This window comes from Neobacillus terrae (assembly GCF_011393025.1).
GTDB lineage: Bacteria > Bacillota > Bacilli > Bacillales > Cytobacillaceae > Neobacillus_A > Neobacillus_A terrae.
Genome location: NZ_JAAOEO010000006.1, coordinates 253,709 through 275,504, shown reverse-complemented (window position 1 = coordinate 275,504; position 21,796 = coordinate 253,709). Strand labels below are relative to the sequence as shown.

Here is a 21,796-nt window from a genome sequence, read left to right as displayed (position 1 = left end):
ATAAAGGAGCGATAAAATTGGCAGTTAAAGAATATAAGGCAAACTATAAACCTCCTGTTTTTCAAACAGTTGAGGAGGAGCGTCTTCATTTAAAGCAAAAGCTTGCAGGGGCATTTCGACTATTTTCTAAATTTGGTTTTGATGAGGGTGTAGCAGGCCATATAACGGCAAGGGATCCTGAAAAGAAAGACCATTTTTGGGTAAATCCCTATGGTGTTCATTTTAGCCAGATTCAGGCATCCGATCTTATCCTTTGTAATCATGAAGGTAAAGTAGTCGAAGGAAACTATCCGGTCAACGGTGCCGCTTTTGCTATCCACTCACAGGTCCATGCAGCAAGGCCAGACATCATCGCCGCTGCACATTCCCATTCTGTTTACGGAAAATCATGGTCTTCACTTGGAAGACTGCTCGATCCGCTCACACAGGATGCCTGTGCCTTTTATAATGATCATTCGTTATTTGATGATTATACAGGTGTAGTTTTGGACACCGAGGAAGGAAAAAGAATAGGAAAGGCACTTGGAAACCATAAGGCATGCATTTTAAGAAACCATGGCTTACTTACAGTGGGAAAAACGGTTGACGAAGCGGTTTGGTGGTTTATTACTATGGAACGCTCATGTCAGGCACAGTTGCTGGCTGAGGCAGCAGGAACTCCTGTACTAATAGAACCGGAGAATGCAGAGGTGACAAGAGGCCAGGTAGGAACACATGAAGCCGGATGGTTCCAATTCCAGCCGCTTTGGAACAGGATTGTCAAGGAACAGCCAGATTTCCTTGACTAATTGTTACTACATAAGAAAGCCCTTCGGAAAGGAGGAATGATTTTGAAAATAGGAGTAATAGGAGCAGGGGCAGTCGGCGGATATTTTGGCAGTATCCTTCAAAAATCAGGTAATGAGGTTGTATTCCTTGCAAGAGGCAAAAATCTTGAAGCGATGAAATCAATGGGCTTAACAGTGGAAGGTGAAAATGGAAGCTTTACCGTTCAGGGCAAATTTACTGACCGATATGAAGATCTATCAGATTCTGACCTTCTTTTATTTTGCGTAAAATCAACAGACACATATAAAACAGCTTTACGCGTAAAGCCCTTTTTGAAGGATGGTTCCTTCATACTGACTCTGCAAAACGGGGTGGATAATGAAGCAATTCTTTCAACCGTTTTTGAAAAGGAAAAAATTTTTTCAGCAGCATCCTATATTCAGGTTTTTTCTAAGGAACCAGGGGTTGTCAGGCAGATTGGCAATTCTCCCAGACTTGTAATGGGAGGAGTGGAGGAAAGCCAGGAAACAGCCATTAAGGAAATATCAACCTTCTTAAATCTCGCAGGTATCGAAACCTTCACTACCAAAAACATTACAGAAACCAAATGGAAGAAGCTCCTATGGAATGTTACATTTAACCCTATTACTGCGCTCCTTGAAACAAGTGTAGGTGAAGTACTTGATAATCCGGAATTAAAAAATACAGCAGAACAAATTTGCCGGGAATCTATTAATGTAGCAAAAGCCATGGGCGTTACACTTGGAAACAGTGCTTGTGACGAAATACTTGCACAGGGGGCGTTGGCGAGAAACCATCAAACATCCATGCTGCAGGATAAACTGCGGGGGAAAAAGATGGAGGTTGAATCCATCTGCGGGTTTATCGTTAAAAAAGGCCGTGAATATAACGTGTCTACACCTGTACTAGAAACCCTCTACCATCTTTTAAAATTTCAGGATTCTAGAATTGGCAGCACTTTTTCGGAGGTGGCGACATGAATGAAGTCCACCCTCAACCCTGGATGAAATATTATCCGGATACAACAGAAACATCCTTCGATATCCCAGAGGTCAGCTTATTTTCATTTTTAGAAGATACGGTTGAAAAATATGGACAGCAAACCGCGATTATTTATGAAGAGGAGCACATTTCCTATAATAGCCTGAAGAGCAAGACTGATCGCCTTGCCGGTGCATGGAGAGACCTTGGAGCCCAAAAAGGTAATCGAATCGGCCTGATGCTATCTAACGTACCCCTTTATATTATTTCCTATTATGCGGCCTTAAAGCTAGGATTGATTATTGTCCAGATCAATCCCCAGTATACGCAAAGAGAACTAACTGAAATATTGACGGACTCAGATATTTCCTATCTTGCAGCAGAACCAGAGCAATTGGAAAAAGTATTAAATGTTGAAAAGGACTTTCCGGGTCTTCGGTATATTTTCTCGTCTGGACAGAGAGGAAAAGAAGGAATCAAGCTCCTGGATAAATTAATTGAAAACGCCAGCCCTTTAGTAGAAAAGGTATCTATTAAAGCTAAGGAAGATATTGCAGTTATTCAATATACAGGAGGAACAACCGGCCGAAAAAAAGGGGCCATGCTTACTCACTTTAATTTAGTGGCAAATGTTCTCCAAAGCAAAGCTCTGTATGGAGAGAAAATGCTATTTGGCTGTGAGACGATTCTCACTGCCATTCCCCTCTACCATGTTTTTGGAATGACAGTAGGGATGAACATGGGAATTTACACTGGTGCCACTAATCTTCTCGTCAAGAAATTTGAGACGGAAAAAGTACTTAATCTGATTAAAAAGCATCAACCAACATTTTTTCCGGGAGTTCCAAAGATGTACACAGTCTTTGTAAACTATCCTGGTATAGAAAACTATGGGCTTGATTCGTTTAAAATCTGTTCAAGCGGATCTGCACCACTGCCGGTTGAAATCATTCACCAGTTTGAAAAATTAACGGGTTCAACAATTGGAGAAGGGTACGGTTTGTCAGAAACATCACCCTCAACTCACCGAAATCCTCCATATGGAATCAGAAAAGTGGGGAGTATTGGGCTGCCACTTCCTGGTACGGATTGCCAGATTGTCGATGATCTGGGTGAAACATTGCCACCCAAAGCAATTGGCGAATTGCTGATTAACGGGCCACAGGTCATGCTTGGCTACTGGAATAAGCCAGAAGAAACCATGCAGGCAATTCGTGACGGCTGGTTTTATACAGGAGACCTGGCTATGATGGACGAAGAAGGCTATTTTTACATCGTTGGCAGAAAGAAAGAAATGATCATAGTCGGAGGTTTTAATGTTTATCCTCAGGAGGTGGAAGGTGTTCTTTATGAACATCCATCTATAAAGGAAGCAGCCGTTATAGGTGTTCCCGACCATAAAACTGGAGAACTTGTCAAAGCCTTCGTGGTTCCGAAAGAAGGAAAAACCATCAACCTGAAAGATCTGAAGGAATTTTGCTATCAGGAGCTGACGCGCTATAAGGTTCCTAAAGAATTCGAGATTATTGAGGAACTTCCAAGAAACTCTGTCGGCAAGATTTTGAAGAGACTCCTAGTTGAAAAGAAATAAAGATAGAGGTGTCATACAATATGAACTTTGAACTTGATGAGGATATATTATTTTTGAAAAGAAATGTCCGGGATTTTATCCAGACTGAAGTTGAAGCGGTTGCGATGCAAATTGAAGAAGAGGATCGAATTCCGGATAGGATCATTAACCTTTCCAAGGAAATGGGACTGTTCGGGCTAAGCATTCCAGAGGAATATGGCGGTCTTGGGATTGGAATGGTAGGAAAATGTGCGCTCTATGAAGAGATTGGCCAAACTCATAATGGATATACTACCCTGATTGGTGCTCATACCGGAATTGGTTCTGTCGGTATTGTAGAAATGGGCAATGAAGCCCAAAAGAAAAGGTACCTTCCCGATATGGCAACAGGTGACTTGATTGGAGCATTCGCTTTAACGGAACCGGAAGCAGGTTCTAACGCCGCCAATCTAAAAACAACAGCTGTTAGAAAAGGAGACAAATACATCCTTAATGGCCTTAAGCATTATATAACCAATGCTACCGAAGCAAGTGTTTTTACAGTTATGGCTGTAACAGATCCTTCAAAAGGCGCAAAGGGAATTACCTCCTTTATTGTTGAAAAGGACTTTCCGGGCTTTAAAGTCGGTAAGGTTGAAAAAAAGATGGGGCTGAAAGGATCTCATTCTGCAGAATTGATTTTTGAAGATTGCGAGGTTCCTGCTGAAAATGTTCTAGGATCAGAAGGCCAGGGTTATGTGAATGCTTTAAAAATTCTTGCAAACGGACGGGCCGGTCTGGCGTCAAGAAATATGGGCTCCAGCCAAAAGCTTCTGGACATGTCCGCTGCCTATGCAAAAGAAAGAATTCAATTTGGTACACCAATCATAAAATACCAGGCTGTTAGCCATATGCTTGCAGAAATGGCAGTTGAGATTGAAGCGCTTCGTTCTTTTACCTACCGGGTAGCCTGGATGGTGGACCAAGGAATGAAGGTTATCAAAGAAGCAGCGATGTTAAAGCTTTATGGATCTGAAGTCTACAACCGTGTTGCAGATAAAGCTGTTCAAATTCACGGAGGACTTGGCTATATTGCTGATTATCCGGTAGAACGCTTTTACCGGGATGCAAGGATAACAAGAATTTATGAAGGAACCTCAGAAATTCAAAAAAATATCATTGCAGCCCAGCTGGAAAAAGAATATTAAGGCTTATTCAGACAGGACTAGCAGTAAGTTGTCTGTGACTGTCCGAATAGGAGTGGCATTCAAGCAGGACCAACTGGAAAATTTCTGTGACGTTCCGAATGCAAGGCTTAAATATCATAGGAGGTGAACTTTTGGAAATCAGCAAGGTTCAATCAACCTTTTTTGAACACATTGGCTTTAGAAGAGATGAAACAGACTCCGATGCCTTTAATTTGGAGCTTGATCTACAGCCCGAACTTCTTCAGGATGATGGGACCATTCACTCCGGTGTATTCTCTACCATGCTGGATATTGTAATGGGCGCTACTATATCTCAAAAATTTCTTTCCTTTGCAACCACCATTAATTTAAATATTTCTTTTTTTAATCTGGATCCTTATCCTTCATTCCGGGCGGAGACAACTATCCTTCACCATGACACAAAAAGCGTTACCGCAGAAGGTGTAATTTTTAACTATGAAGGAGACCTGATTGCTAAAGGAATGGGTACCTTTAAAATTTCACCAGGATCGCGTCAATAGGAAGGAGGAAAATATGTCCCAAACTCTTCATGAAATAAGAACCGGACTTGAAAATAATCCATTTCTAAAGAGAACGGGTTTTGAAATTTTAAAGTTTGAGGAGGAAGATATTCTCTTAAAACTTAAAATAGAACCAAGCCATCTTAATCTCAATCAAACACTGCATGGGGGAGTGCATGCTTCCATGCTGGAAACAGCGCAAGCAATGGCGATTCGTTCCCTGTATAAAACGAGAGTTTCCGTCATAAACGTCAACATTCAATATTTAATGGCAACCAGTTCAGGTGATCTTTTTGCAAGAGCAATAGTGTTCCAAAAGGGATATAAGATCGCCGGAGCTGAAGCAGAAATAAGAGACAGTGAAAACCGTCTGATAGCAAAAGGCAGCGGAGTGTACAAAATAATCCGGGAGTAACATGGAAAAAAACAATCCACAAACAGAAAAACAAGTTGAATATTCTAAAAATTTTGTATAATATTAACTAAATGCATACCAACTAGTTAGTATGTTGGATGCGGAATATGAGGTGTATATATGTATTTTGAACATACAGACAAAGTAAAAGAACTGCAAGCCAGGCTGACAGATTTCATGAACGAGTATGTATATCCAAATGAAAAAATATATAAGGAACAAATCGATAAACAGGATCGTTTTTCTTCTGTACCTCCAATTATGGAGGAACTAAAGCAGAAAGCTAAAGATGCAGGACTCTGGAATTTATTTTTACCAGAGAGTGAATATGGAGCAGGGCTGACCAACCTCGAATATGCTCCTCTATGTGAAATTATGGGACGTTCCAGTATTGCCCCTGAGGTCTTCAATTGCGCAGCACCTGATACAGGAAATATGGAGGTTCTCGTGCGTTATGGTACACAGGAGCAAAAGGACCAATGGCTGCAGCCACTCCTTGACGGAGAAATCCGTTCTTGTTTTTCGATGACTGAACCAGACGTCGCATCCTCCGATGCCACGAATATTCAGTCTAGTATTATAAGAGACGGCGATGAGTACGTCATTAATGGAACGAAATGGTGGTCCTCTGGTGCAGGAGATCCTAGATGTAAAATTGCTATTGTAATGGGAAAAAATGACCAAGAGGCTGCAAGGCATCAGCAGCAATCTATGATTCTAGTGCCACTGGATGCACCAGGAGTAACAATTAAAAGAGTACTCCCTGTGTTTGGCTATGATCATGCCCCTCATGGTCACGCTGAAATTGAATATAAGAATGTAAGAGTGCCAGCCTCTAATATGCTATGGGGTGAGGGCAAGGGATTTGCTATCGCACAAGGAAGACTGGGACCAGGACGTATACACCATTGCATGAGAACAATAGGTGCAGCTGAAAGAGCATTAGATGAATTATGTAAGCGCGTTCAAGAAAGAACAGCTTTTGGTAAGAAACTTTCTGAGCAGGGAGTCATCCAGGAATGGATTGCAGAATCCCGCATTGATATTGAACAGGCAAGGCTTCTGACATTAAAAGCAGCCTATATGATGGACACAGTCGGTAACAAGGAAGCGAAGGCAGAAATTGCTATGATCAAGGTCGTTGCGCCTAATATGGCCCTAAAAGTAATTGACCGAGCTATCCAGGCGTTTGGAGCAGCAGGTGTAAGCGATGATTTTACACTGGCAGCTTCATGGGCTAATATCAGGACACTTAGACTGGCTGACGGACCGGATGAAGTTCACAAGAGAGCCATAGCCAGATACGAATTGAAAAAGCACAAATAGAGATGACGAGGAGTGTTTATAGATGCATGTAAAGGAATTATTTGATTTAACAGGGAAAGTTGCTATTGTAACCGGTGGAGGACGCGGACTTGGCAGGCAGATTGCAGAAGGGTTTGCAGAAGCAGGGGCAAACGTAGTTGTTTGCTCGAGAAGAGTGGATGCCTGTGAAGAAGTAAGCGAACATTTGAAATCCCTGGGCGTTGAATCTTTTGCATTAAAGTGTGATATTACAAACCCAGAAGATGTTCAAAATGTAGTAGATAAAACAAAAGAACGCTTTGGACGGATTGATATTCTTGTCAATAACAGCGGAGCTTCCTGGGGAGCGCCTGTAGAAGAGATGCCGCTTGAAGCATGGCAAAAGGTGATCAATACAAATGTTACCGGAACATTTTTAATGTCCCAGGCTGCAGGACGTGTAATGCTTGAACAAAAATCGGGAAAAATTATCAACATCGCTTCTGTTGCCGGTCTGAAAGGCTCCAATCCTAAGTATATGAATGCCATCGGCTATAATACCAGCAAAGGAGCCGTTATAACTTTCACAAAAGACCTTGCTGCAAAATGGGGGCCAAGCGGTATCTATGTAAATGCCATTGCACCAGGATTTTTCCCTACCAAGATGTCCAAGGGGCTCCTTGAAGCTGGCGGGGAAGGAATTCTTGAGGGAACGCCTCTTCGTAAATTCGGCTCGGATTCGGACCTTAAGGGTGTAGCGTTATTCCTTGCTGCTCCAGCATCGGATTTTGTTTCAGGTGATATTTTAGTAGTCGACGGCGGAGCGCACGTCTTATAAGGAGGAGTCATTATGACAAGAGAAGCGGTAATTGTTTCTGCAGTAAGAACAGCCATCGGGAGACAGGGCGGAGCATTGGCTACTGTACCTGCCTATGTTTTCGGAGCCGAGGTTATTAAGGAAGCGGTTCGTCGTGCTAATGTTAAGCCGGAAATGATAGATGATGTCATAATGGGAAATGTCATCAGCGGTGGAGGAAATATCGCCAGATTAACAGCTTTACAGACTGGTTTATCACTAGACCTGCCAGGTCTGACCATTGACAGGCAGTGTGGTTCCGGAATAAATGCTGTCAATCTTGCAGCACAGGCAATCCTGTCCGGTGACGGAGACGTTTATGTTGCAGGCGGTATTGAAAGTATGAGCCGGGCCCCTTACTTAATGGATCGCCCTGAAAAGCCATACAGCCCTGCTCCTCCAAGCTTTAGAAAATCCCGGCTGTCCCCTGCTGAAATCGGAGATCCCCCAATGGGAATTACGGCTGAAAATCTAGTGGAAAAATATAATATCAGCCGTGAAGAGCAGGATGAGTTTTCTCTCAGAAGCCAGCAAAGAATGGCTGCTGCGATGGAGGAAGGACGGTTTGACGAACAAATTGTCCCAATCACAATTCCAGTGAGGAAAGGCGAGCCTATAGTTTTTAAAAAGGATGAGCATCCACGTCCCGATACTACAATCGAGGGATTATCAAAGCTTCAGCCTGCTTTCTTAAAAGGTGGGTCTGTTACAGCAGGGAGCAGCTCTGGTTTAAATGATGCAGCGTCTGCTTTGTTGATCATGTCCAGAGAAAAGGCAAATGAACTGGATGTCCAGCCATTGGCAGTGATTCGCGCTTCGGCGGTAGCGGGTGTTGATCCTAACATTATGGGAATCGGACCAGTTCCGGCTGTAAGGAAAGTATTAAAAAAGGCCGGCCTTTCACTGGATGACATGGACCTGATTGAAATAAATGAAGCTTTTGCTGCACAGGTTATTGCCTGCAACAGAGAGCTTGAGATGGATATGGAAAAAGTGAATGTTAATGGAGGAGCGATTGCACATGGCCATCCGCTTGGTGCCACTGGAGCCATCCTCATTACTAAGGCAATTTACGAGCTTGAAAGAATCAGTGGAAGATATGCGCTAATAACCGCGTGTATCGGCGGCGGTCAAGGCATTGCCACCATCATAGAGCGTGCATAGGTTGGCAATTGTAGAACTATAGCCAAAAAGTGTAGAAATTCTGATTGTTTTTGTAGTACGTGTTCTAAAAAATGTAGAACATCAGCCCAAGAGTGGAGAGGTATTCCTTGATTTTGTAGATGCAGCGGAAGTAATTCCGAGTTTCACGAAAACAGTCTCTAAAACAGCGGATAAAACCACAGAATCTAAAGAAAAGATCTTAAATTCACGGATAAATAAATGGAGAGCCTTACCGCTCTCCCAATTCTATTATTTTTTCAAAAAGGAGGGGCATAAATGGCTTACGATACGATTCCAATTAGAAAAGGTGAAGAGTTGGATACAAAAGCAATCGAAACATTCCTGAGATCTGAGCTCACCGACTTGCCTGAAGGCTCTCTTACTATTCAGCAGTTTAGCCATGGACGATCCAACCTGACATACCAGCTGCAGCTTGGTGATTGGGAAGCAGTTTTAAGGCGCCCGCCGCTTGGTCCTGTTGCACCCAAAGCACATGATATGGAAAGGGAGTACCTGATACTTAAGGAAATTCATCCGCATTTTAAGGCAGCTCCTAAGCCATATTTTTTTGCTAATGAAAGTGTCCTTGGCAGTCCGTTCTTTATTATGGAAAGAAAGCATGGAATCGTGCTGGACACCGATTTCCCCGAGGGCATTAATCCAACTGAGGAAATGTGCTGGAACTTATCCGCAACAATGGCAGATAATCTTGCAGCGCTTCACAGTATCGACTATACGCAAACAAAGCTGGTTAAAATGACGAAGCCTGAGGGTTTTATGCAGCGGCAAACCAGCGGATGGATCCAGCGTTATGAAAGATCTCAAACGGATGATATACCAGGTATCGACGAACTTAAACAATGGCTAAACAGCCATGTTCCACGATCTAAAGATTCGTCCATTATTCATTATGATTACAAATTAAACAATTCGATGTTTGATGAAAGTTTAAGTGAAATGGTTGGTTTATTCGACTGGGAAATGACAACCGTGGGAGATCCTCTTGCTGATTTGGGCGTTGCCATGAGCTACTGGATTGAACCAGACGATTCAGATCTTTTAAAAAGAGGCATGGGAAAGCCTCCTATTACTGCTACTCCGGGGTTTATGACTAGAAATGAATTTCTGTCCCGTTATGCAGCTAAAAGCGGAAGAGATATTTCTAATATGAATTTCTACTTAACCTTTGCTTACTTTAAGCTTGCCGTTATCTGCCAGCAGATTTACTACAGATGGAAAAAGGGGCAGACCCAGGATGAAAGATTCGCTGGACTTAATAACTTTGTGAGCAGTCTTATCCAATATTCACTATATACAGCGGGACAAAAATGGTAACTACGGATAGGGGTGCTTCTCATTGCTGAAAGTCCATCTTTTATTAAAAAAAGAAGAAATTGACCAAGAAAAAATGCAGGAAAATAAATTGGCGGTTGTATTCGATATTTTATTGGCAACCTCTACAGTTACATCTGCACTTGAATTTGGTGCGAAAGAAGTCATCCCTGTACTAAACGGGACAGAGGCCCAATTGGAAGCACAAGGAAGAGAAGAGGATAGCTTTGTGCTCGTAGGCGAATATCAGGGAAAGACCATTGATGGTTTTTTATCTCCCAATCCGCTTGAATTGAAGGAGAAAATAGAAGGTAAAACGGTTATTCTCTCAACAACAAATGGAACGGTTGCCTTGAAAAATTCATCAGGTGCTAATGCTGTATATGCAGCATCTATTCTTAATAGCCAGGCTGTAGCCAACCATATTTTAAAAGATTACAAGGGAGAAACGATCATAGTGATTTGTTCCGGTTCATCCCAGGAATTTAATGTTGAGGATTTTTACGGTGCTGGGTGTTTTATCGACTGTTTGTACAGGGGTTACGGGGAGGAAGTTGATTTAACGGATTCTGCCTTTGCTGCCCATCAATTTTATAAAACCAATAAAGAAAAGGGACAGGATATTTTAAAAATTTCCCGTGTTGGCCAAATGCTGTTACAGGCCGGATTCGAAAAGGAAATTGAGTTTGTTTCACAGGAGGGCTTTTTTCAATCAGTCCCACGCCTGGTCGACCGGAAACGTATATTGCCGATTTAAGGGGGAGAAATCCCCTAAAAAGTCACATAAATTGTTAGCGTTTACATATTTGAAAGGGAGATGAATGTATGACATTAAAACCAGAAGTTAAAGCTTTGCTGGAAGCTTTCCAAGCAAAAGGTATTCCTCCGATTGAAAAACAAGGCCTTGAAGAAGCAAGAAAAGGATTTGAAGCATCAGCAAAGCTATTAAGCAAGGCAGATAAACTAGCCAAAACCGAGGATCGAAAAATAAAAGGCTTTAAGAATGATATTGGTATTAGGATTTATACTCCTGAATCAGATTCATCAAATGCTCGTCCAGCTCTTGTTTATTATCATGGAGGAGGCTGGGTAATCGGCAATATCGAAACCCATGATGCAACCTGCCATTCTCTAGCTGTTGAAGGTGATTGTATTGTTATTTCGGTTGATTACACCCTCTCTCCGGAAAGCAAGTTTCCAGTTGCTGTCGAAGATGCCTATCTAGCTGTCCAATGGACTGCGGACCATGCCTCCGAGCTTAATATTAATAAAGAACTTATTGCTGTTGGCGGAGATAGTGCAGGAGGAAATCTTGCAGCGGTTGTCTGCTATCTGGCTGTAGAACGAAATTCACCTTCCATTGCTTATCAGATGCTGTTTTATCCTTCAACAGGATATGAATATACCCCTTCATATGAAAAGTATGGAGAAGGCTATTATTTGACCAAATCTACCATGACATGGTTCCGCGAACAATATCTTAACGACCCTTCTGATACCCTTAGTCCTTTAGCCGCGCCAATGTTAATTCCCGATGAAGCAGCCTCAAAACTGCCACCAGCTTTTATTATGACCGCTGAATATGATCCGCTTTGTGATGGCGGAGAAAACTTTGCAGCCAAGCTAAAACAGGCAGGTGTAGAAACCAAATATGTTTGTTTACCCGGGCTGATACATGGATTCCTAGGGATGACAGAATATCTTCCAGATGCCAAAAGTGCCATTAAGCAGGCTGCAAACGAACTTAAAGGGCTGCAAAAAACAACGGAAAGTATTTAATAAGGAGAGATGAATATGTTAACACTGCACCACCAATTCTGGCCTAAGATTTCAAAAACTTTAACTCTTCCAGAAACTTCGCTCTATGAAAATCTAAGTATCAGTGCCAGAAGATATCCAAATAAAGAAGCCATTAACTATTACGGAAATACTCTTTCATTTAAGGAACTGGATGACGAAGTAAACTCCCTTGCCGGCTTCTTGCAAAACAAACTAGGTGTTGGGGCAGGGGATAAGGTTTTACTATTTATGCAAAATTCCCCTCAATTTGTTATAGGTTTTTATGCTATTTCAAGAGCAAATGCTGTTGTGGTTCCGATTAATCCAATGCTGACAGCAAATGAATTGGAATTCTATATCCGTGATTGTGAGATCAAAACCGCGTTAACCGGACAGGAGTTATATTCAAAAGTAGGTCCTAACGTAGGATCAACTTCATTGGAAAATATTGTGATTGCTGCCTATTCCGATTACAAGGGAGATAATTTTACTGGTATTATCCCGGCTGAAGTAGAAGCGCCTCGCGCCGTGATCAATGAACCAAACCATTACCTCTGGAAAGAGGCAATTGATGCAAATTATCAGCCTGGTGAGCATACAGCTACAGCGGATGATCTTGTTGTGCTGCCTTACACATCGGGCACTACCGGTCTTCCAAAGGGATGCATGCATACAAACAGGACAGTTAACGCAAATACTGTAGGTGCCTATCATTGGTCAAGATCTACAACAGATACAGTTCATCTGCAGACTTTGCCGCTTTTCCATGTAACAGGAATGGTGCAAAGCATGAACATGCCAATTTTTGCAGGAGCCACTATGGTCATTATGACAAGATGGAACCGTGAAGCTGCGGTTGAAACGATAAGAAATGAGGGATGTACACACTGGGTAGCCATTGCTACTATGATTGTTGATTTCCTTGCCAATCCCAACCTTAAGAAGGAGGATATCGCTTCCTTAACTTCCATTTCAGGTGGAGGTGCCGCTCTTCCTGAGGCAGTAGGGAAAAAATTATTTAATCTGACAGGATTATATTTTGTAGAAGGATATGGACTAACAGAAACCATTGCCCAAACCCATTTTAATCCTGCAGACCGGCCAAAAATGCAGTGCCTTGGCGTTCCTTCCTTTAATGTAGACGCGAGAGTCATCGAACCTTCTACAGGCAAGGAGCTTGGAGTCGGAGAAGTGGGAGAAATTGTCGTGAATGGTCCGCAGGTTATGGTTGGTTATTATAACCGGGATGATGAGAATAGAAGCTCATTTATTGAAATAGAGGGGAAAAGCTTTTTCAGAACTGGTGATATCGGTCGTTATGACGAAGAGGGATATTTCTTTATGGTTGACCGGGTGAAAAGGATGATTAATGCCTCAGGCTATAAGGTATGGCCAACAGAAGTTGAATCTTACCTTTATAAACATCCAGCCATCCAGCAGGCAGTGGTGGTAGGGGTGCCAGATCCACGAAGAGGTGAAACAGTTAAAGCCTTTGTAATTTTAAATGATGGTTATGAAGGAAAGGTTTCTGAAGAGGAAATTATTGAATGGTCCAAAGAGCATATGGCTGCCTATAAATACCCTCGCCAGGTTGAATTTAGAAAAGAATTCCCTGTAACCAGCAGCGGGAAAATTTTATGGAGAAAGCTCCAGGAAGAAGAACAGGCAAAAGCGGAAAAGGTTTAATTCATTCCTCCAGTACCTATGTCTAACAAAATACAGTGACTTTGGCAACAATTAACTCACGAGGAGGATAAACATGGAGATATTCGTTCAGCAGATGTTTAACGGCTTAACCATTGGCAGTGTCTATGCGCTTGTAGCTTTAGGACTGACGCTTGTTTACGGCATCCTGCACATCCCGAATTTCGCTCACGGTGCTCTCTATATGATGGGTGGATATATTACCCTCACTATGATGACAAACTTCGGCCTTCATTACTGGCTGGCCATTCTTGTATCCATTCTTGCAGTAGGCTTAATTGGGGTGCTGATGGAAAGACTTGTTTTCCATCCTCTACGCCATGCACCACCCATTCATGACAAAATTGCTGCCATTGGAATTCTCCTCTTTTTGGAGGCATTCGCCCAATATGTATGGGGAGCCGATTATCAAACAATGCCATCTCCTTATGATCAGGTGGTACATCTATTTGGCCTAACCTTTACAATGCAAAGGCTGCTAATTATTGTTTTTGCAATAGCTGTAATGATTCTTCTTTATGTATTCCTGAAAAAAACCTTCATAGGAGCGACCATTATTGCCATGTCCCAGGACAGGGAGGGAGCAAATCTGGTTGGTATTAACACGAATAGAACAGCTATGCTGACATTTTTAATAAGCGGTGGGCTGGCATCAATTGCCTGTTCTCTGGCTGCTCCTATTAATCTAGTATTTCCTGGAATGGGACAGCTCGTTATTTTAAAGGCATTTGTCATTATCATTTTGGGAGGAATGGGCAGTATTCCAGGGGCAATTCTTGGAGGCTATATACTCGGGTTTAGCGAAAGCCTCGGAGCAACTTATATCTCCAATGACTATAAGGACATTATCGCCTTCGTTCTCCTAGTAATTATTTTATCTGTTAAGCCTACAGGTTTATTCGCAAAGGGGGGGCATTAATGGCGAAGATTCTAAAACAGAGAAATATTATTTCTTTGCTGATTCTAATTGCAATTGTGTTCCCTTTCCTTACTAAAAATGAATATTTCATTCATGTTATGACTTTGTCATTTATTTGGATGATAGGTGTATACGGGCTTAATTTGCTGGCAGGATACACAGGCTATCTTTCCTTAGCTCATGCAGGATTTTTTGCCATCGGAGCCTATTCGCTTGGCATATTAACGGTAAAAGCTGAAATGAATTTCTGGCTTGCATTTCTGCTATCCCTGCTGATTACAGGCATTCTTGGATTTTTAATTGGACTAATCGCTCTAAGGACAAAGGAACACTTTTTTGCGATCTATACGCTTTGTGTAGGCTATATTATTTATTTAGTCATTGATAAATGGGATAGCCTAACTGAGGGTGTACGCGGTCTTATTGGTATACCGGCTCCAGGAAAAGCAGGTCCGATAAACTTTGAGGAACCTTTATCCCAATATTATCTGGTCTTGTTTTTCCTGCTTGTGACTGTACTTATTGTGTACCGGATTATACATTCACTATCTGGAAGAACCTATATTGCGATTCGGAACAGCGAGGATCTCGCCCTGACGATTGGGATATCAACCATGAAAAACAAGCTTTCCGTGTTTGTCCTGTCGACCATTTTTGCTGGGCTTTCAGGTGCTTTATATGCTTCCTTTATTCGGTTTATCGGGCCAGATATCGGTCAGATTTCCGTCACTTTTGATTTGCTGACCTATCTGCTGGTAGGGGGAATTGGAACCCTTTCAGGACCTATTGTCGGAACAGTGCTGATAGTATGGCTGTCTCAGGAGCTTCAATTTTTACAGGATTATCGAATGCTCATTTTTGGACCGGTTTTAACACTCCTAGTCATTTTTTATCCAAGGGGAATTGTTGGAGCTTTAACAGGCTGGAAACACAAAAGGGATGAAAAAAGAAAGCCCCAAGCAGCCCGTGCAAGTTCCATGGCCTTTGGGAAAAGCCAAGTCACAGTAGATAAGCCGGTAAAGGAGGGCTAGATATGTTTCTTGAAACAAAGGGATTAACCAAAAGGTTCGGAGGAAACACCGCCGTCAATAATGTCGATTTCACAGTTGAACAGGGAAAAATTAATGCTATTATCGGTCCGAATGGTGCCGGAAAATCAACCTTTTTCAATTTAATTAGCGGATTTCACCCTCCAACATCAGGACAAGTGATTTTTAAGGGGCAGGATGTAACTAAAATGCCGGCCAACAAAATTGCCGAGCTTGGGGTTGCCAGAACCTTTCAAACAACCAACCTATTTGAGCAATCAACTGTTTTGGATAATGTTATTGTCGGACACCGTCTCAGAACAAAATCAACTCTCTTCGATGCAATCTTTAGGACGGGCCGTTTAAAAACTGAGGAAGCCATATGTCGTGAAAAAGCTATGGAAGTGATTGAATTCACTGGTTTAATGCATGTAATGGGAAAACAGGTCGGCAGTTTATCACAGGAGGAAAAGAAAAGGACCGCCTTTGCTCTTGCACTTGCTACAGACCCGGAAATAGTTTTTTTGGACGAACCAGCTGCCGGTATAAACCCCGACGAAACAGAAGGACTGGCGGAATTAATTAAACAGATAGCAAAAAAAGGAATTACTGTTTGCCTGATTGAGCACAAGATGAAAATGATTATGAAATTGGCAGACAAGATAATGGTCCTAAACTATGGAGAGAAAATAGCAGAGGGGACACCGGAGCAAATCCAAAATAATCCGACTGTCATCAAGGCTTACCTGGGAGGGAGTGCCATTGCTTAAGCTTCAGAATGTTTCAGTTAAATATGGCAGTTTTACAGCTATTGAAAATTTAAAGATTGAAGTAGAAGAAGGCCAGATTGTTGTTCTTCTTGGTGCAAATGGGGCAGGTAAAAGCACTGCATTTAAAGCAATCAGCGGCCTCAAAAAACCTTCATCAGGAGAAATTTTCTTTCAGGGAACACCAATCAGCAGACGGACAGCCGATAAAATTGTTCAGCTAGGAATTGTCCAGTGTCCTGAAGGGAGACATCTTTTTCCTGCTATGTCTGTATACGAAAACCTGAAAATGGGTGCCTTTGTTCATCGCAGAAAAAAGGATGAAATCAAGAAATCCATGTCCCATGTATTCGAATTGTTTCCAATCTTAAAAGAAAAGCAGCATGATCCTGCAGGCTCTTTAAGCGGAGGGCAGCAGCAGATGCTTGCTATTGGAAGAGCGCTCATGTCGAAACCGAAGCTAATGATGCTGGATGAACCTTCGGTTGGCCTCGCACCATTGATTGTGGAGCAAATGTTCGAGGTAATCAAAACGATAAATAAAGAAGGAACAACCATACTATTAGCCGAGCAAAACGCCAATGCTGCTTTGAAAATTGCGGATAAGGGTTATGTTTTTGAAAATGGATCAGTCGTACTTCAAGGTACATCAAATGAGTTATTCTCCAATGATGAGGTTAGAAAAGCCTATATCGGAGCCTAGCATCTTATCATTCCATCTGAGGGGGTGATGGGCAACACTTAAAAGCTTTATTTTTCGAATATTTCAAATAAAAAACAAAAAGGGGAGAAATCGATGCAAAAATTAAGAAGCCTGGTTGGTCTTAGTATCATTTTTGTCTTCATGTTTAGTCTCGTTGCCTGCAATTCCTCCAAGTCAAGCAGTTCGGCATCTAAACCTAGCAAAACTGAGGCAGATGGTGCATCAACAGTGAATATTGGGTATAGCGGGCCATTAAGCGGTCCCGCAGCATTTTATGGTAAACGGACCTTGAATGGTACCGAAATGGCTGCCGAAGAAATCAACAAAGCAGGCGGTTTTGAGGTTAATGGGAAAAAGTATAAGCTGAATGTTGTAGCACTTGACGACAAATATTTGCCAAACGAAACAGGGGCAAATGCTAAAAGGCTTCTTCAGGAAAACAAGACACCGATTATTTTTACTCCACACAGTGGCGGAGTAGCTGCCCTTCAGGTTTTTAACCAGACAGAAAATAAATTTATTATTGGCGCCTATACGAGTGAGCCAAAGATTACAGAGAATGGAAATAAGTTAACTGTCCGAATTCCACCTCGTTACGATGGATATATCGAACCTTTTACAAAATATGAAATGGATCATTTCGGCAAGAAAATTGCTTTTCTACCAACTTCCTCTCAATATGGCAAGGACTGGTCTGAAAAACTCCAGCCATATTGGGAAAAACAAGGCGGAAAGGTTGTTTACAATTCCTCCATTGATTTCGCAAAAGATACAGACTTCTTCACGATCGTCACGAACGCTCTAAAGAAAAAGCCGGATGTTCTGTTTATCGGCGGTGCTTCAGAGCCAACTGCAAAAGTTGCAAAACAGGCTAGGGAACTAGGATTTAAAGGCGGATTCATCGTTATGGACCAGGCAAAACTGGATGAAATGAAAAAAGTAACAGGATCTTATGATGTTTTAAATGGCGCAATTGGAGTAATGCCATTGGTTCACTCCGAAAGCCCAGGTATTCCGGAGTTCATTAAAAACTATAAAGCTAAATACAATGAAGATCCAGGATCAGAAGCTGGCCTAAACTATATTGCTACTTACGTGTTTGTCGAAGCAATGAAAGCTGCAGGTTCTGTTGATGATCCAGAAAAAATCCGTGCACATATGCAAGATGGACTGGATAAGCTGCCAGAAGACAAAAAAGTATATGTAATTCCTAAAATCGATGATCATGGCGGTTTTGAAGGGGAACTAATTATTGCTGCAGTTGAGGATGGGAAGATCGTTCCAATTAAAGTAAAATAGGCCAATACAAAGAAAAACGCGAACTATAACAGTTCGCGTTTTTCTTTACTATAGGGAGGAGTTGCTGCTTTTACTGGGGCCTTATCGATTTTAAGTCCATCGATTAAGAACCAATGTTCCTTTCGCCCTGTAAGCAAAAGAGCCTTCCCTTAAAGTGCCAAAATCCGAAGTCGCTGCTAACCCTTTCAAGTTGACCAGTCCCTTCTTCTTTTATTGGCGTTACATTCTTTATTTACCACAGTGTGAAAAAGAAAAACATAAAATTAGCATTTGGTTAAAATTGGTTCTATGACCATTTTATTTCTTTGCTATTCTTTTTAGGACAGCCTTCTCTATGGTTTTCCATGGGAGGATGTTTTTAAGGATAAGATTCCTTTTCACACCTTTTCCCACAGGATAACGCAAGGCAGGATTTTTGTGATCGGCAATATCTGAAACCAGTCGCGCCACTTCAATGGGGTTACCGTAATCCGGTTTGCCTTTTTCAAGCTCATTTAAAATAAACTTCATATAATCCTTGTAAATTGAATCTGCTTTAGTATTAACATCATCTATACTAGTCCAAATGCTGGTTTCGTATGAACCAGGTTCAACAAGTACTACATCAATACCAAAAGGTTTGAGTTCAAGCCTTAAACTTTCACTCCAGCCTTCAAGAGCATGCTTTGACGCAGAATAGGCCGATAAACCAGGGAAGCCAATTTGGCCACTTATGCTGCTTATATTAATAATCTTTCCCTGGTCACTTTTTCTCAAAAATGGAAGCAATGCCTGCGTCACGCGGATTGCACCAAAGAAATTCGTTTCAAACTGAACCCGGTAATCTTTTAGAGACAATTCTTCACAAAATCCCCCTACAGCCAAACCGGCATTATTGACAAGAATATCAGCTGATTCGATTTTTAGAATAAAGTTATTTACAGACTCTTCAGATGTCACATCAAGCTGACGAATATCAATATTTTCCCTAACACCATTTTGTTTTGAGAGTTCTAAAAGTATTTCTGCCTTACTCGTATTTCTCATTGTGGCAATAACAGAGAAATCCTTTTTAGCAAGTTCAATTGCGGTGAGAAGCCCAAACCCGCTTGATGAGCCGGTAATAATGGCTGATCTTTTCTTCATATTTTCTCCTTTCAAATGCTTTGCGATTAAATTCTATAAGTTGATCCTGTTTCCCTCCTTGCGTTGTCGGATAAAAAGATTAAAATGAAATTAACTTTCGGAATAGAGGGGAATAAAGTGGAGTATCAAACAACTGAACTCTGGAATGAGGAAGTATGGAAAAAAGCCTCTGAAATATACCATACTGCCTTTGAAAAGGGAGCCAAGACAGAAAAGATCATCCGCAATATGTTTAAAAAAGAAATTGCTCACCTTCATGTATGTTATAAAGGTTCCAAAGCTGTGTCAATGGCGATAACAGGAACAATTAAAGGGCTTAACAGCCTGCTTATTGACTACCTCGCTGTTGATTCCAACTTTCAGGATGAAGGATATGGGAGGGCAATGGTTGAATATATAAAAACAAAATCGCTGGGTTTTGATTCAATAATCATTGAAGTGGAGTCAGAAGAAACTATAGAAAATCTGTCCAGAATTCATTTCTGGGAAAAGTGCGGATTTATCTTATCTCCTTATATCCACCAATATATATGGGTGCCTGAACCTTACCAGGCGATGTACCTGCCCTTAAAGGAGATAGAGTTAAAGACTGACGGCAGGGAACTATTCAGATTTATTACTCAGTACCATAAAGAATCCTTCAGATCTTAGAAAAACCAGGTTAACGAAGTAGAACTTGTATTGACACTGGAGATTTCTTCACAATATTATCGAGATCTCTAACAGCACTAGAGGTAATATTGATTTGGTTCACCTGCTCATAAGGGGTGGGCAGGATAAAACCAATATTGCCTTTTTTCGTTTCTCCACCCTTTAAATTACCGCTCATTTTTTCCTGGTAAATATCCTTTTCACCACTTATAAAAACTTTGTCAGCATCTAAAGAAATAATAGGAGTAAATTTGACCGTTTTAGGTTTTGTATTAACCATCTCAACATTCATTTTTATGAAATCAAATTCTCTTAAATTCGTGTATTTTCTAAAAAAGTGTTCCCGTCCCGGTGCTGGTTGAAAATGTATGATTTTTATATCGTTAACAATGTATTCGATGCCGTCAAGTAGGTAAAGTTTATTAATTGGTATGTTCTTTTTAAGTGTTAATGTCCCAAAAAAGGAAGAAATGGAGTCCCCCGAGTCCGAAAAATCATTATCCTTTGGTAATTGAGCAGATGGCGTTTTACTCTTAAGAGTCTTCTCTTTTAAGTGAACAGCTTCAGATATGTTTTTTTTGTTATCCCGATTAATAGATGGTTCATTGCAAAAGCCGGCCAGAAATCCCGTTAAAATTAACAACAAAAGCAAGTGCCGCATCGTATTCCTCCCGGATATTTTATTTTTAACACTTTTACTTTAACCCATTATCGTTAAGGCAAATGGGTGGTTTTGTTAAAGTAGTGTAAAGAATTTCTAATTTTTTTGGCAACTCCCATCATGAAGCTTTAAAATGTAAATATAGAGAGCAGTTAGATTCTAATAAAGGGGCGAAGTGATTGAGAGCCATTTTCAATAAACTGAGTGGGAAAAGTTTTTTATTTTTATTATTGGCATTTGTGTTAATCCAAGTTCCTGTCCTCGGCAATTATGTAAGTATGATAGACACGTTAATACACGAGTCCGGCCATGCAATTATTTCCCTGCTTGGCGGAAAAGTGGATCAAATCTCTCTATTTAGCAATACTGAAGGAGTGACAGTCAGCAGCCAGTCTACCTGGATTGGCGCTTTTTTTACCAGTCTTGCAGGGTACTTTACTTCATCATTACTTGCTTTTATCGCCTTTTGGCTGATTGGAAAGAGGAAGTACAAGATTATGATTTTAATTCTGTTAACCTTTATTGTACTTAATATTATTTTTTGGGTACGTAATTTGTATGGTCTGTTTTGGCTGATTTCTTTTGGAGTCATTTTTCTCTTTCTTTTGGCTAAAGGTTCCAAGAGGTTCAATTATCATCTTGTTTTACTTTTTGCTTCTATTATAATGGTAGACTCGGTAAAAAGCGGTTTTGATGTTATGTACATAAGCTTCCTTACTCCAATATACTCAGGTGACGCTGCAAATCTTGCTCATCTAACTGAATTTATTCCTGCGCAAGTATGGGGAATCTATTTCTTTTTGCAATCTCTATGGTTTTGCTTCTTTGGTTTAAAAAAGGGAATTTTTAAACTAGCTAACCCTGATTATAGTAAAGACTAAAATGCTGCCTTAATTGGCAGCATTTTTTCTTCGTTTTGAAATTTATAGATTTTTACCTTTTGGATACCTCCGAACTAGGTTATTGTAATCTAGCTCCACAAGGAAAGCTTCGTCAGCTACACCTCGCACGAAGAAAAAGCTTTAGCTTTTTCGAGGAGCGCCCAGCCAGTTTTCCTCGAG

The 21,796-nt window shown here is 41.2% G+C and carries 22 protein-coding genes; 20 read left to right on the top strand and 2 right to left on the bottom strand.

The window, feature by feature from the left end:
• The first annotated feature begins 17 nt into the window (after positions 1-17).
• The 18 genes from G8761_RS11580 (at position 18) to G8761_RS11495 (ending at position 18,298) form a co-directional block, all read left to right on the top strand.
• Positions 18-788: a class II aldolase/adducin family protein gene (locus G8761_RS11580; RefSeq protein WP_207789187.1), complete on the top strand. Its 771-nt coding sequence runs from the start codon at positions 18-20 to the stop codon at positions 786-788.
• Between the two features lie 42 nt (positions 789-830).
• The gene (locus tag G8761_RS11575) at positions 831-1,769 is read left to right on the top strand and encodes a ketopantoate reductase family protein (RefSeq protein WP_166026741.1); all 939 of its coding nucleotides are present in this window, start codon (positions 831-833) and stop codon (positions 1,767-1,769) included.
• Positions 1,766-3,361, top strand: coding sequence for a long-chain-fatty-acid--CoA ligase (locus tag G8761_RS11570; protein ID WP_166026739.1), 1,596 nt, complete (start codon positions 1,766-1,768; stop codon positions 3,359-3,361). The genes G8761_RS11575 and G8761_RS11570 overlap by 4 nt, the downstream gene beginning before the upstream one ends.
• 20 nt (positions 3,362-3,381) lie before the next feature.
• The gene (locus tag G8761_RS11565) at positions 3,382-4,527 is read left to right on the top strand and encodes an acyl-CoA dehydrogenase family protein (protein WP_166026737.1); all 1,146 of its coding nucleotides are present in this window, start codon (positions 3,382-3,384) and stop codon (positions 4,525-4,527) included.
• Between the two features lie 131 nt (positions 4,528-4,658).
• Entirely contained in the window at positions 4,659-5,048 is a 390-nt protein-coding gene (locus G8761_RS11560) for a PaaI family thioesterase (RefSeq protein WP_166026735.1), read from the top strand.
• 13 nt (positions 5,049-5,061) lie between these two features.
• Entirely contained in the window at positions 5,062-5,463 is a 402-nt protein-coding gene (locus G8761_RS11555; protein WP_166026733.1) for a PaaI family thioesterase, read from the top strand.
• Between the two features lie 120 nt (positions 5,464-5,583).
• Positions 5,584-6,789 carry an acyl-CoA dehydrogenase gene (locus tag G8761_RS11550; RefSeq protein WP_166026731.1) on the top strand — a complete coding sequence of 402 codons (1,206 nt, stop codon included), beginning with the start codon at positions 5,584-5,586 and terminating at the stop codon, positions 6,787-6,789.
• Between the two features lie 22 nt (positions 6,790-6,811).
• On the top strand, positions 6,812-7,585 hold the full coding sequence (locus G8761_RS11545) for an SDR family oxidoreductase (RefSeq protein WP_166026729.1): 774 nt from the start codon (positions 6,812-6,814) through the stop codon (positions 7,583-7,585).
• Between the two features lie 12 nt (positions 7,586-7,597).
• On the top strand, positions 7,598-8,767 hold the full coding sequence (locus tag G8761_RS11540) for a thiolase family protein (RefSeq protein WP_166026727.1): 1,170 nt from the start codon (positions 7,598-7,600) through the stop codon (positions 8,765-8,767).
• A 276-nt stretch (positions 8,768-9,043) separates the two neighbouring features.
• Positions 9,044-10,102, top strand: a complete 1,059-nt coding sequence (locus G8761_RS11535) for a phosphotransferase family protein (RefSeq protein WP_166026725.1) — start codon at positions 9,044-9,046, stop codon at positions 10,100-10,102.
• A gap of 22 nt (positions 10,103-10,124) precedes the next feature.
• Positions 10,125-10,856 (top strand): 2-phosphosulfolactate phosphatase, encoded by a 732-nt coding sequence (locus G8761_RS11530; RefSeq protein WP_166026723.1) that lies wholly within the window; start codon positions 10,125-10,127, stop codon positions 10,854-10,856.
• Positions 10,857-10,924: 68 nt separating this feature from the next.
• Positions 10,925-11,878, top strand: coding sequence for an alpha/beta hydrolase (locus G8761_RS11525; RefSeq protein WP_166026721.1), 954 nt, complete (start codon positions 10,925-10,927; stop codon positions 11,876-11,878).
• Positions 11,879-11,893: 15 nt separating this feature from the next.
• On the top strand, positions 11,894-13,564 hold the full coding sequence (locus G8761_RS11520) for a long-chain fatty acid--CoA ligase (RefSeq protein ID WP_166026719.1): 1,671 nt from the start codon (positions 11,894-11,896) through the stop codon (positions 13,562-13,564).
• Between the two features lie 73 nt (positions 13,565-13,637).
• Entirely contained in the window at positions 13,638-14,501 is an 864-nt protein-coding gene (locus tag G8761_RS11515; protein ID WP_166026717.1) for a branched-chain amino acid ABC transporter permease, read from the top strand.
• Positions 14,501-15,532 (top strand): branched-chain amino acid ABC transporter permease, encoded by a 1,032-nt coding sequence (locus G8761_RS11510; protein ID WP_166026714.1) that lies wholly within the window; start codon positions 14,501-14,503, stop codon positions 15,530-15,532. Before G8761_RS11515 ends, G8761_RS11510 begins: the two co-directional genes overlap by 1 nt.
• Before the next feature lie 2 nt (positions 15,533-15,534).
• Entirely contained in the window at positions 15,535-16,299 is a 765-nt protein-coding gene (locus G8761_RS11505) for an ABC transporter ATP-binding protein (protein ID WP_166026713.1), read from the top strand.
• Entirely contained in the window at positions 16,292-16,999 is a 708-nt protein-coding gene (locus tag G8761_RS11500; RefSeq protein ID WP_166026711.1) for an ABC transporter ATP-binding protein, read from the top strand. The genes G8761_RS11505 and G8761_RS11500 overlap by 8 nt, the downstream gene beginning before the upstream one ends.
• A gap of 93 nt (positions 17,000-17,092) precedes the next feature.
• Positions 17,093-18,298 carry an ABC transporter substrate-binding protein gene (locus G8761_RS11495; protein ID WP_166026709.1) on the top strand — a complete coding sequence of 402 codons (1,206 nt, stop codon included), beginning with the start codon at positions 17,093-17,095 and terminating at the stop codon, positions 18,296-18,298.
• A gap of 297 nt (positions 18,299-18,595) precedes the next feature.
• On the opposite strand, the gene G8761_RS11490 is transcribed toward G8761_RS11495, so the two are convergent.
• A complete protein-coding gene (locus tag G8761_RS11490) occupies positions 18,596-19,423 on the bottom strand; it encodes an SDR family oxidoreductase (RefSeq protein WP_166026707.1) in 828 nt (275 codons plus the stop codon).
• A 117-nt stretch (positions 19,424-19,540) separates the two neighbouring features.
• On the opposite strand from G8761_RS11490, the gene G8761_RS11485 reads away from it, so the two are divergent.
• Positions 19,541-20,074, top strand: a complete 534-nt coding sequence (locus tag G8761_RS11485) for a GNAT family N-acetyltransferase (RefSeq protein WP_166026705.1) — start codon at positions 19,541-19,543, stop codon at positions 20,072-20,074.
• A gap of 10 nt (positions 20,075-20,084) precedes the next feature.
• Here G8761_RS11485 and G8761_RS11480 read toward each other — a convergent pair whose 3' ends face one another.
• Complete coding sequence (locus tag G8761_RS11480) at positions 20,085-20,735, bottom strand: hypothetical protein (protein WP_166026703.1); 651 nt, start codon at positions 20,733-20,735, stop codon at positions 20,085-20,087.
• 179 nt (positions 20,736-20,914) lie between these two features.
• Here G8761_RS11480 and G8761_RS11475 point away from each other — a divergent pair, with 179 nt between their 5' ends.
• On the top strand, positions 20,915-21,616 hold the full coding sequence (locus G8761_RS11475) for a M50 family metallopeptidase (RefSeq protein WP_166026700.1): 702 nt from the start codon (positions 20,915-20,917) through the stop codon (positions 21,614-21,616).
• The last annotated feature ends 180 nt before the right edge of the window (positions 21,617-21,796 follow it).